This window comes from Nocardia sp. NPDC050406, assembly GCF_044459025.1.
Taxonomy (GTDB): Bacteria; Actinomycetota; Actinomycetes; order Mycobacteriales; family Mycobacteriaceae; genus Nocardia.
Map to the genome: position 1 here is coordinate 616,495 of NZ_JBITIM010000003.1, position 11,652 is coordinate 628,146.

The 11,652-nt window shown below is 68.6% G+C and carries 11 protein-coding genes; 9 read left to right on the forward strand and 2 right to left on the reverse strand.

Features of this window, described 5'->3' with window-relative positions; all coding sequences use genetic code 11:
• The first annotated feature begins 3 nt into the window (after nt 1-3).
• Both ACIBH2_RS26200 and ACIBH2_RS26205 read left to right on the forward strand, forming a co-directional pair.
• Entirely contained in the window at nt 4-1,611 is a 1,608-nt protein-coding gene (locus ACIBH2_RS26200) for an MFS transporter (protein WP_397123022.1), read from the forward strand.
• Nucleotides 1,612-1,627: 16 nt separating this feature from the next.
• Entirely contained in the window at nt 1,628-2,203 is a 576-nt protein-coding gene (locus ACIBH2_RS26205; RefSeq protein WP_397122036.1) for a DUF2771 domain-containing protein, read from the forward strand.
• A 102-nt stretch (nt 2,204-2,305) separates the two neighbouring features.
• Here the strand turns inward: ACIBH2_RS26205 and ACIBH2_RS26210 are convergent, their stop codons facing one another.
• On the reverse strand, nt 2,306-2,731 hold the full coding sequence (locus tag ACIBH2_RS26210) for a cold-shock protein (RefSeq protein WP_397123024.1): 426 nt from the start codon (nt 2,729-2,731) through the stop codon (nt 2,306-2,308).
• Between the two features lie 183 nt (nt 2,732-2,914).
• Here ACIBH2_RS26210 and ACIBH2_RS26215 point away from each other — a divergent pair, with 183 nt between their 5' ends.
• The 4 genes from ACIBH2_RS26215 (at nt 2,915) to ACIBH2_RS26230 (ending at nt 7,302) form a co-directional block, all read left to right on the forward strand.
• The gene (locus ACIBH2_RS26215; RefSeq protein WP_397122038.1) at nt 2,915-3,145 is read left to right on the forward strand and encodes a hypothetical protein; all 231 of its coding nucleotides are present in this window, start codon (nt 2,915-2,917) and stop codon (nt 3,143-3,145) included.
• 476 nt (nt 3,146-3,621) lie between these two features.
• The gene (locus ACIBH2_RS26220; RefSeq protein WP_397122040.1) at nt 3,622-4,242 is read left to right on the forward strand and encodes a transglycosylase family protein; all 621 of its coding nucleotides are present in this window, start codon (nt 3,622-3,624) and stop codon (nt 4,240-4,242) included.
• Between the two features lie 138 nt (nt 4,243-4,380).
• Complete coding sequence (locus ACIBH2_RS26225; protein WP_397122042.1) at nt 4,381-4,569, forward strand: hypothetical protein; 189 nt, start codon at nt 4,381-4,383, stop codon at nt 4,567-4,569.
• 141 nt (nt 4,570-4,710) lie between these two features.
• Nucleotides 4,711-7,302, forward strand: a complete 2,592-nt coding sequence (locus ACIBH2_RS26230) for a helicase-associated domain-containing protein (RefSeq protein ID WP_397122044.1) — start codon at nt 4,711-4,713, stop codon at nt 7,300-7,302.
• 218 nt (nt 7,303-7,520) lie between these two features.
• Here ACIBH2_RS26230 and ACIBH2_RS26235 read toward each other — a convergent pair whose 3' ends face one another.
• Nucleotides 7,521-8,036 (reverse strand): hypothetical protein, encoded by a 516-nt coding sequence (locus ACIBH2_RS26235; RefSeq protein WP_397122046.1) that lies wholly within the window; start codon nt 8,034-8,036, stop codon nt 7,521-7,523.
• Nucleotides 8,037-8,596: 560 nt separating this feature from the next.
• Between ACIBH2_RS26235 and ACIBH2_RS26240 the strand changes: the two genes are divergently transcribed.
• Genes ACIBH2_RS26240 through ACIBH2_RS26250 form a run of 3 tightly spaced genes read left to right on the forward strand, consistent with a single transcriptional unit; the run spans nt 8,597 to nt 11,651 of the window.
• Nucleotides 8,597-10,255 carry a DNA repair helicase XPB gene (locus ACIBH2_RS26240; RefSeq protein ID WP_397122048.1) on the forward strand — a complete coding sequence of 553 codons (1,659 nt, stop codon included), beginning with the start codon at nt 8,597-8,599 and terminating at the stop codon, nt 10,253-10,255.
• A gap of 38 nt (nt 10,256-10,293) precedes the next feature.
• On the forward strand, nt 10,294-10,968 hold the full coding sequence (locus ACIBH2_RS26245) for a DUF3239 domain-containing protein (protein ID WP_397122050.1): 675 nt from the start codon (nt 10,294-10,296) through the stop codon (nt 10,966-10,968).
• A gap of 44 nt (nt 10,969-11,012) precedes the next feature.
• Nucleotides 11,013-11,651, forward strand: coding sequence for a LysE family translocator (locus ACIBH2_RS26250; protein WP_397122052.1), 639 nt, complete (start codon nt 11,013-11,015; stop codon nt 11,649-11,651).
• Nucleotide 11,652 lies beyond the last annotated feature (1 nt).

The window sequence follows — 11,652 nt, forward strand, 5'->3', positions numbered from 1 at the left end:
GCGATCGGACCGCATGGCGCGCCCCCACCCCCGGCGGTGCCGGGCGCGCAGCCGCCCGCGCGATCGGGTCCGGACGAGCTGCCGCCGACCGCGCGCTTCGCCGCGACGGATCCGGAGTACGCCGCGGAATCCGATCTCGCCCAACCGCATCCGCAGGACACCCGCGAGATCACCAGTCCGGGCCTGCGCAAGCCGCCGCGCAAACTGACCGTCACCCGCGTCGCCGCGCGCCGCAGTATCGAACTCACCAACCGCGGCATCGCCACCTTCCAGCGCGCCGCCAAGGCCGACGGCGCGGAGGAGTCCGGGCTCACCGCGCTCGTCTACGCCACCATGGCCAATTTCGCCACCGACGCCGCCATCGCGGTCTCGCTGGCCAATACGCTCTTCTTCGCCAGCGCCACCGCCGAATCCAAATCCAAGGTGGCGCTGTACCTGCTCATCACCATCGCCCCGTTCGCGGTGATCGCCCCGCTCATCGGGCCCATGCTGGACCGCCTGCAACGCGGTCGCCGACTGGCGCTGGCCGGATCGTTCGCCGTCCGCGTGGTGGTGGCGCTGCTGCTGATCTTCAACTACGACACCTGGGCGCTGTATCCGCTGGCGCTGTGCATGATGATCCTCAGCAAATCGTTCTCGGTGTTGAAGAGTGCCGTCACACCGAGAGTGCTGCCACCGGGAATCGACCTGGTGCGCACCAACTCTCGGCTCACCGTCTTCGGACTGGTGGGCGGCACGCTGGGCGCGGGCGCGGTGGCCGGGCTGATCGCCATGGTCTTCCACACCCCCGGCGCGCTGATCTTCGCGGCCGTGCTCGCGGGCGCCGGATGCTATCTGAGCCTGCGTATTCCGTCCTGGGTGGAGGTCACCGAGGGCGAGGTCCCGGCGACGCTGGGCTATCACGGCGACAATCGCCGCACCGAGATTCTGGAACCCGCGCAGGCGGAGCGGATTCAACCGAGCAAACGCCGCCAACCTCTGGGCCGCGCCGTGGTGACCGGGCTCTGGGGCAATGGCACCATCCGCATTCTGACCGGCTTCCTGACCTTCTATATCGCCTTCGTCGCCAAGGCCACCGAACACCGCCCGGTGCAGCAGGCCGCCATGCTCGGCGTGGTCGGCGCGGCCGCGGCCGTCGGCAATTTCGTGGGCAATGCCACGGGCGCGCGCATGAAACTGGGCCGCCCCTCCCTCATCGTGCTCAGCTGCACCATCGCCTGCGTGGCGGTGACGGCCATCGCGGCGATACTCGGCAATCAGATGGGCGCGGTGGTGGCCGCGCTGATCGCCTCGGGGGCCAGCGCGCTGGCGAAGGTCTCCCTCGACGCCGCCATTCAGGACGATCTGCCGCCGGAATCCATCGCCTCGGGTTTCGGCCGGTCGGAGACGGTGCTGCAGCTGTCGTGGGTGCTCGGCGGCGCGGCGGGCGTACTGCTGCCGACCGAGTACTGGAAGGGTTTCGCGGTCGTCGCCGGGATCATGGCGCTCGGTCTGGTCCAGACCGTGGTCAGCTACCGTGGGCATTCGCTGCTGCCCGGTTTGGGCGGCAATCGACCACAGCACGCGAAACAGGAAGTCCACGGCCACGGGGCCGGGGAACCCGCCACATGACGAACAGGAAGCCCCGGTGAGCAAACCGAACGCCCGCACGATCTTCGCCCTCGTCGCAGTGGCCCTGCTCGTCTTCGTGGCCGCGGTGGGCGCCGTCGTGGCGCTCGCGGTGCGCGACGCCGACAAGCCGGAGCCGACGATCACCGCGTACTCGCACGGCAAGTCGGTGACGGTGGAGCCGTTCATGTACTGCAATGTGCAGATGGAGGACTGCCGGGTGCTGCCCAAGGACGGCGAGTCGCTGCTGCCCATCGAGCTGGCCTGCACCGACGGCAAGGACTGCCACACCGGCTCGTTCACCGATCTGGACGTCCCCGCCGGTTACCCGTTGCAGCTGTCGCTGCCCCGCGATATCGCGGAGAATCCGTGGGTCGCCGAGGCGTACTACGAACTGCCGGACGGCACGATCATGCCCAAGCGCCTCTCGCACCGCGACTACGACGCGGGCACGGTGGCCGTCACCATTCCGTCCGCGCCGCGGCTGCCGCTGATCGGCGTGGAATTCCAGCTGCCGATTCTGGCGCGCGATACGACGACCGGTGAAGAGGGCTACATCCCGCACGCCGCCTGGTCCATCCGCACCTCGTCCTGAGGCCATAGCGCTTCGGCGGCAAGGCGATTCGCCACCCGAACCGAGAAGGGCCCCGGTGAGCTGTGCTCACCGGGGCCCAATTCGCTGCTGTGCGACCACTTCTCAGTGATCGAGCTCCCGCGCCACGCCGCGCACCACTTCGGCGATGCGCTGGGCCATCTTGCGATCCGGGTAGCGCCCGCGCTGCAGATCCGGCTGGACCTTCATCTCGAGCAGTTTGATCATGTCCTCGACCATGCCGTGCAGCTCGTCGGGGCTCTTGCGGGGCATGGCCGGTTCGGCGCCGCGACCGCGGCCGCGATCACCCGATTGCCCACGCACGGACGGGGTTTCGAGCAATTTCAGGCTCAGCGCCTGCGGACCGCGGCGACCCGCGGCCATACCGAACTCCACCCGCTGTCCGGGCTTGAGCGCCTCGACGCCCTCGGGCAGCGCCGACGACCGAACATAGACGTCCTCACCCTCATCCTGGGAAAGGAAGCCGAAGCCCTTTTCGACGTCGTACCACTTCACCTTGCCGGTCGGCACTGCGCTCACCCGTTCGTCGTTCCATGGCCCGGACCACCCGGGCACAAGTGGGTTGTCGGACCAATCGTCCGCAACCTATCCGTTTGCGAAAAGAACGCGCCCCACACAGGTATGAGGGACGCGAATGTCTTCGAGTCTACCCCGGTGTGAATAGCGCGAGCACATCAGTTTTACGGTGCAGAGGTGTCCGACACCTCCTCCACGTCGCCCTCCCGCAGGTCCGGGACCTGGCCGCTGCGTATTGCCATGGGCCTGTTCGCCATTGGATTGCTGGCGATCATCGGCATCTTCGGGTGGGCCGCTTTCGCGGATTCCGAACCGGGGCTGTGGCTGTATCTGCTCGCCATGTGCGCACCGCTCGGTTTCCTCTGCGGGGTGGCGTTCGCGCTGTGGTCGGGGCGTCGATCGCGCTGAGTCGCGCGGCGCGACCGAACGCTTCCACGCGGTGCGACCGTGCGCGTGCGCGCGGCGGCGTGTCCGATTCCGCGACACCCGCGATTGCCCAATCCGTTACCCGGCTACACATGTGATCTTAGTCACATAACGAGACGATAACAGCGCGGTGACAGGACCCTATCGGCGCGGACTCGCCGTGACCACCAGCACAGACGCCGGATTGGAAGCCGTTGTCACAGCGCGAGACCCGCGCAGACCCGCCGGTTACCAAATGGTGATTTTTCGCGTCGGTCGTCGTAGTGTCTCTCGCTAGCCGGGTCAGCCCGGCGCCACCGGCCCGCCGCACCGAACCTCACCCCGCGGGTACGGACCCCCACACGGAAAGAGGGGTGAGGGCGAGGCATAGCGCGCATCCAGCGCGCCGGAGCGGACGACCTCTCAGTTCGCCCCCGGTAGTCGGCCCGCAGGAGCGTACGAGAGGAAACGACCCGAATATGAGTGGACGCCATCGCAAGCCGACGAACACCGGCCGCACCGTCGCCAAGGTCGCCGTCACCGGCGCGATGATCAGCGGCGCGGGAGTGGCACTGGCCGGTAACGCCAGCGCGGCACCCGACTCCGACTGGGATCGCCTCGCGCAGTGTGAAGCAGGCGGCAACTGGGGCATCAACACCGGCAACGGTTACCAGGGCGGACTGCAGTTCTCGCCCAGCACCTGGACCGCCCACGGCGGCGGCGAATTCGCCCCCACCGCCAACCAGGCCACCCGTGAAGAGCAGATCGTGATCGCGGAGAAGGTGCTCGCCACCCAGGGTTGGGGCGCTTGGCCCTCCTGCTCCTCGAGCCTCGGCCTCAGCAGCGGACCCACCCCGCGCTCGGCCCCCGCGCAGGAAACCCCGCGCTGGAACCCCGGCCAGGCCCAGCAGCAGGCCGCCGACGGCAGCCAGGAAGTGTTCCAGGCCGTCGATCGCGCCTTCGACGTGGCGCAGCAGCAGGGCATCAATATCCCGCAGGAAGCCATCGACTTCGTCAATGCCGCCAAGAACGGTGGCACGAAGCTCGATCCCGCGGTCGTGGACTTCTTCCAGGCGAACAAGGGACTGCTGCCGCAGTAACCCGATCGCCGCTACCGAACGCCCCGTATCAATGGCGATACGGGGCGTTTGTGTATTTGCTGGCGGAAAGCGGTGGGATGTCGTGGATCCGGGGTGCCGGGCGGGGCATGGTGACTGCGGTCATGCCAGAATGGGCGCGTGGTGAACAAATCGAAGAAACCCTACGTCGACAATGGCTGGCCCCAGGTGGAGAACGGTGACCACGCTGTCACCGAACTGTCGTCGACGCGCTCCGGCGGCCTCTCTCCGTACGGTGAGGACACCGAGTTCCCGCTTCCGGTGGATCAGCTGCCCTACGTGCACCCGCACACCGTCATCAATCGCTGACAAGCCCTCACTTCGTGCGGTTCGTGGGGCGGTTCGTTTCGCGGCGGCCGTCGCGCCCGATATTCGGCGCGCGGCCGCTGACTCGTGCCCGGCACCGCGCACCGGTCGTCTCCGCGACCGCGTTTCCCGGCCTGGACTCCCGTGACCGATAGCGACGGCCCCGAATCCCCCGGCGGCCCAGCACTCTCCGATTCGCCCGGTGGTTCCGCCATGCCCGCATCCGGTGCGGAGGTGGACGCGGCCGGGCTCGCTTCGGCGGGTTCACTTCCCGACGACTCGGGCGACACCGAGGCGCGCGAGGAATCCGGCTCCGAACTCCGGCGCGACGAGGCTGCCTCCGCGCACGAGCAAGCCGCGGCTGGCGACCAGACGACCGCCGAGGGTGAGATCGCCGAGGCCAAGGGGCCGCGGAAGGCAGCCGCGAAAACGCGTAAGGCCGCCGCCAAAGCGCCCGCGACATTGGCCGAATGGCTGGCGGGGCGCAAGGACGCCGAATTGGTGGCGCTGTTGCAGGTGCGGCCGGATCTGGCTGTGCCGCTGCCCTCTTCGATGGCGGTGCTGGCGGCGCGAATCGAGCAGCGCGCCTCCGTACTGCGGGCCACCGACGAGTTGGACACGCTCGACTTCGCGGTGATCGAGACGCTCGCCGTGCACGGAGCGGCGGACAGTCGCGAGCACCGGCCGGTGCCACGGCCGCGACTGCACAAGCTGCTCGGGGATCGGGTGGCGAAGACCGCCATCAATGCCGCCGTGGACCGGCTGCGGGCGCGCGGCCTCGTCTGGGGCCCCGACAGCGAGTTGCACCTGATCCCGGCCGCGCAAGAGGCCCTGCCGTGGCCGTTGGGCAGCACCACGCAGCTGCCCGACGCGCTCACCGAATCCGAGATCGTCGCCGCGCTGGCCGAGCTCACCTCGCAGGAGAAGGCGCTGCTGGACAAGCTCGCCACCACCGGTCCGCGCGGGCGCACCCGGGACGCCGCGCCCGATACCCCTGCCGACCGGCCGGTACAGCGGTTGTTGGCGCGGCGGCTGCTGAATTGGATCGACGACGAGACGGTGGAGCTGCCGCCGACCGTCGGGCAGGTGCTGCGCCGCGAACCGGTCACCGATCCGCACGAACTCACGCCGCCCAAACCGGAGACCACCAAGCTCACCGCGGCGGATGTGAACGCGGCCGCCGCCGGTGAGGTCGGCGAACTGCTGCGCCATGCCGCCGCGATACTGGAGACCCTCGGGCAGGCTCCCGCGCCGGTGCTGCGCTCGGGCGGGCTCGGGGTCCGCGAGATCAGGCGCATCGTCAAACAGACCGGTATCGATGAAACCCGGATCGGGCTGCTCGCCGAGATACTCGCGGCGGCGCGCCTGGTGGACAAGGGTATTCCCGAACCGGCCCCCGATTCCGACACCGACGACTACTGGGCGCCCACCACCACCTTCGACGCCTGGGACGCCGCGGCGCCCGCCAAACGCTGGGTGGTGCTCGCCCGCGCCTGGCTCGAGCTCGATCGCTTCCCGTGGATGATCGGGATGCGCGACGCGAACGACAAACCGCTGGTGGCGCTCGCACCGGATCTGCGGAACATGCACGCCGTGCGCGATCGGCGCGCGATTCTGGAGTTGCTCGGCGAATTCCCCTCCGGCACAGCGGTTTCCGCCTCGGAGCTGAGTCGCGTACTGGCCTGGCGGCAGCCGCGCTGGCGGCGACACTTCCGCACCGACGCGGTACAGCGCACGCTGGCCGAGGCCGAGGCCGTCGGATTGGTGGCGCGCGGTGCGCTCACCTCGGCGGGGCGAGCGCTGTTGCACGGCAACGAATCCGGTCCGGCCGACGCCGAGGCGGCAATGGCGGCGGCGCTGCCCGCACCGGTGGATCACGTGCTCGTTCAGGCGGATCTGACGGTGATCGCGCCGGGGCCGCTCGTGCCCGAGCTCCAGGAGCGGATATCCCTGGTTGCCGATGTCGAATCCGCCGGTGCCGCAACGGTTTACCGCATCAGCGAGAATTCGGTGCGCCGGGCGCTGGACGCGGGTGCGACCGCCGCCGAGCTACAGAATCTGTTCACCGCCCACTCCCGCACGCCGGTGCCACAGTCGCTGACCTATCTCATCGACGATGTGGCGCGCAGGCACGGGCGGCTGCGGGTGGGAATGGCGCAATCCTTCGTGCGCAGCGAGGATCCGGCGCTGCTGGCCGAGGTGCTGGCCGCGCCGGTCGCCGGGGAATTGGCGCTGCGGGCCGTCGCGCCCACGGTGGCGATCTCGCAGGCCCCGCTGGCGGAGGTGCTCACGCGCTTGCGCGCGGCGGGTTTCAGCCCCGCCGGTGAGGATTCCTCGGGGGCCGTGGTGGATCTGCGCTCGCGCGGCATTCGCATCGCGCCCCGGCCGAACACCCGCCCGAGCTATCGCCCCAACCCGCCGAGTCTCGAGCAATTGGAGTCGCTCGTCGCCGAGTTGCGCGCGGGAGAGCGTGCGGCACAGGCCCGTTCGGGCCAAGCGGTGCGGTCGGACGGCAGCCGCACCAACACCGCCGCCGCCCTCGCCCTCCTGCAACTGGCGGCGCGCGTGCGACGTGCGGTGCACATCGGCTACGTGGACGCCCAAGGCGTGGCCTCGCAGCGCGTGGTGGAGCCCCTCAAGGTAGGCGGCGGCCAACTGGACGCCCTCGACCCGGTGACCGGCGCGGTCCGCCACTTCACGCTGCACCGCATCGCCTCGGTCGCCCTCGTGGATTGACCCAACTCTCGGGACTCTCAGGGGCTGACGCCCCTGAAACCCCAGGATCGGGAAGACCTCGAGACGCCAAGATCGGGAAGACTTCGAGACGTCAAGGGTTGACGAAGCCGAAGCCGAGAGGTCGGGGGCGAGACCCTCGGCATCGCTGAACGTAGGGGTGCAGCGGTTTGCCCGAGGTGGGCCGAGTCCGCCGGGGGCGGGCTCGGCCTCGTCGGAGATCAGGCCTTGGGGGTGCCGAGGCAGAAGGTGATCTTGGGGTCGGGGACGATGCGGAAGCCGATGGCCGTTGCGTCGCAGAGGAATTCGTCGGCTTGGCCGTCGATGCGCTGGTTCACCTTGAAGGAGGCCTCGGTGGCGGTGCAGGGCACGTTCTTGTAGCCGGTGGTCGGGCTCTCGTTGTAGCAGGCGCCTTCCTTGAAGTTGGGCGCGAGGCACAGGAAGGCGGTGGTGTCGCCGTTGCTGGTCTCCTCGTAGGAGGTGTACTCCTCCTTGCACTCGGTCTTGGTGTCGTAGACCTGCATGACCTTGTAGACGGCCTGCTCCGTGGAGCAGTCCACCGGCTCGGTCTTGGAGTCGACCATGGAGCCCTCGATGACGCTGATGCAGCTGCCGACAGCCGCCTTCGCGGTCTCGGACTTGCCGGAATCGGAGAACATCGAACATCCGGCCAGCGCGGCTACCGCCACGAATGCCAGCACGAGGCGCGCGATCGCCCTCGTTCCTGCGAACTTCACCTGCGAAAACCTTTCTCACCGAACCGTTCACGGCCGCCGTGAACGGCGTGAGCGTACCCGCACCCCACCGACGGGCGCATCAGTCCGAGGGATGGCCCCGGAGTAGGGGACGACTCAGTAGTACATGCCTCCGCCGCGCATACCCATGAGCGACAGGTTGAGGATCATCGGCAGAAAGTTGTTGAGCATTTGCAGGCTGAAGTAGTTCATGAAGCTCTATCCCTCTCGAAAATCTGGGCACACGTCCAACTGTGGCCCTGCGCACTCTAGTCGTGATGCGAGCACCTGTCGTTACATAGGCGAACGATGCCCACTCAGGCCGGTACGTCGATCCCCCACCCCGAACCGTTACGGCCGGAACACGTTCCCGCAGAATCGGTTACGGCCCTCGACCCCGATCGGGCGCACACCGCTGCCCGTCGCGGAAGCCGCCGACCCGCGAGCGGCCGTCCCATACCCGCAGCTACCGATCTCGATGCAGGTAGCGAGCCTGTCGGTGGCTTCAGGAACAATGGACGACGGCCCGGGGGTCGGGCGGACCCAATTTCCCAGGAGGTGCCGTGACCGACGGTCCATTGATCGTTCAGAGTGACAAGACGCTGCTGCTCGAGGTCGACCACGAGTCGGCCGATGCCGCGCGGCAGGCCATCGCGCCGTTCGCCGAGCTCGAGCGCGCGCCCGAACACGTGCACACCTATCGCATCACCCCGCTGGCGCTGTGGAACGCGCGCGCCGCCGGGCACGATGCCGAGCAGGTCGTGGACGCGCTGGTCACCTACTCCCGCTACGCCGTGCCGCAGCCGCTGCTGGTGGACATCGTCGACACCATGGCGCGCTACGGGCGGCTACAGCTGGTGAAACATCCGGCGCACGGGCTGACGCTGGTCTCGCTCGATCGCGCGGTGCTCGAAGAAGTGTTGCGGCACAAGAAGATCGCGCCCATGCTCGGCGCGCGCCTGGACGACGACACGGTGGTCGTGCACCCCTCCGAGCGCGGGCACATCAAGCAGATTCTGCTGAAGATCGGCTGGCCCGCCGAGGACCTGGCCGGATACGTGGACGGCGAGGCGCACGAGATCGCCCTGGACTTCGAGTCCAAGGACTGGCACCTGCGCGACTATCAGGAGATGGCGGCCGATTCGTTCTGGGCGGGCGGCTCCGGCGTGGTGGTGCTGCCCTGCGGCGCGGGCAAGACCATGGTGGGCGCGGCGGCCATGGCCAAGGCCAAGGCCACCACCCTGATCCTGGTCACCAATACCGTGGCGGGACGGCAGTGGCGGCGTGAGCTGCTCGCCCGCACCTCGCTCACCGAGGACGAGATCGGCGAGTACTCCGGCGAGCGCAAGGAGATCCGCCCGGTCACCATCGCCACCTACCAGGTGATCACCCGCAAGACCAAGGGCGAGTACCGGCACCTCGAACTGTTCGACAGCCGCGACTGGGGCCTGGTCATCTACGACGAGGTGCACCTGCTGCCCGCGCCGGTCTTCCGCATGACCGCCGACCTGCAGTCGCGCCGCCGCCTCGGACTCACCGCCACGCTGGTGCGCGAGGACGGCCGCGAGGGCGACGTGTTCTCCCTCATCGGCCCCAAGCGCTACGACGCGCCGTGGAAGGATATCGAGGCGCAGGGGTGGATCGCCCCCGCCGACTGCGTCGAGGTGCGCGTGACGCTCACCGATGCCGAGCGCATGGCCTACGCCACCGCCGAACCCGAGGAGCGCTACAAGCTCTGCTCCACCGCGCGCACCAAACTGCCCGTCGTGGAATCGATTCTGGCGCGGCACAAGGACGCACCGAGCCTGGTCATCGGCGCGTACCTCGATCAGCTGGAGGAGCTGGGCGAGCATTTGAACGCTCCGGTCATCCAGGGTTCGACGCGCACCAAGGAGCGCGAGGCCCTGTTCGAAGCCTTCCGGCAGGGCGAGATCCCGGTGCTGGTCGTCAGCAAGGTCGCCAACTTCTCCATCGACCTACCGGAAGCCTCTGTGGCCGTGCAGGTTTCGGGGACCTTCGGCTCACGCCAGGAAGAGGCGCAGCGACTCGGGCGCTTGCTTCGGCCGAAACACGATGGCGGACAGGCACACTTCTATTCAGTGGTCGCGCGTGACACCCTGGACGCCGAATACGCGGCGCACCGGCAGCGTTTCCTCGCGGAGCAGGGGTATGCCTATCGCATCACCGATGCGGACGACCTGCTGGGGCCGACGATAGGATAACTGGAGGAGATGCCTCCAGAAGGCGGGAGGGAACGCACGTGCGACGGCGCTTCGAATTCGTGGTGGACCGCGAGCATGCCCGGGCGGTCAACGAAGTCGCCGCCTATCTGCGGCGGCTGCGCGTGCTGGCGATCGCCGCGGCGGTCCTGCTCGGCATGGGCACCGCCTATCTGATCTGGCTGCGGCATCCGTGGTCCTACCTGCTGGCCATCGCCTTCGCGCTGGGGGCGGCGACCGCGCTCTTCGTCGGGCTGTGGACCCCGCACCGCGCCCGGATCGACAAGCTCTACAACACCGGCACGCTGGTCCCCACCGTCGTCTCGGAGAGCACGAACAAGGGCACCACGCTGCTGGCCCTGGTGGATCTGGCCAAGCCGAATGCCGATGGACCCCGCTACGCGCTGGTGACCCGCACCGTGAAATCCCTGCCCGGGCACCGCCCCCGGCCCGGTGAGCGCGTCCCCGCGGTGACCGTCCGCATCGACCGCGCCCCCGCCTCGGTCGGCGAGCTCTGGCATTCGGTCACCATGATGCCGATCGCCTGGGGCACCCGGGACCTCAACATCATCGAGCGCGCCCGGCGCGATATCCACGATGTCGAATGGCAGCTGCTCACCGACAATCTGGATCTGGCGGCCAAGGTGCGCCGGGTGGACGCCAAACGGCTGTTGATCGACCCGCAGCAGCTACCGGACGAACTACGCGAGGCGTGAAAATCACTCGCCGCCGCACCGGTGCGCGGGCATAGACTCCAGAGATGATCCCCGCTGCGAATCTGGTGGCCTTTCTCGTCGCGGCCACCATCTTGATCGTAATCCCCGGTCCCGGAGTGCTTTTCGTCATCGGCAGAGCGCTCACCGACGGCCGCCGCGCGGCGCTGCTCTCGGCGCTGGGGCATTCGGCCGGGGTCATGGTGGTGCTGCTGTTCGTGGCCGCCGGTCTGGGCGCGATCGTGGCGGCCTCGGCCATCGCGCTGACGGTGGTGAAGGTGGCCGGTGCGCTGTATCTGATGTACATCGGCATCCAGGCGTTCCGGGAGCGCAAATCGCTGCGAGAAGCCTTGGAGGCCAAGGCCGAACCCGCGCGGCAGCACAAACTGCTGCGCCAGGCGTTCATCGTCGGAGTGAGCAATCCGAAGGCCATCATCTTCTTCTCCGCGGTGCTGCCGCAGTTCGTCGATCCGGCCAGCGGGGCGGTGCCGCTGCAGATGCTGATTCTGGGCGGCATCTTCATGGCCATCGCGCTGGCCTCCGACAGCGCCTGGGGCCTGCTGGCCGGAAGCGCGCGGGCCTGGTTCGCGCGCTCGCCCAAGCGGCTCGAGGCGGTCGGCGGCGCGGGCGGCGTGATGATCTTCGGATTGGGCGCGAGTGTGGCGGTGTCGGGTACCAGCCACTAGG

Excerpts from the sequence above, each read along its gene's own strand:
- ACIBH2_RS26220 (WP_397122040.1), top strand. The coding sequence starts at position 3,622 with ATGAGTGGACGCCATCGCAAGCCGACGAACACCGGCCGCACCGTCGCC.
- ACIBH2_RS26250 (WP_397122052.1), top strand. The coding sequence starts at position 11,013 with ATGATCCCCGCTGCGAATCTGGTGGCCTTTCTCGTCGCGGCCACCATC.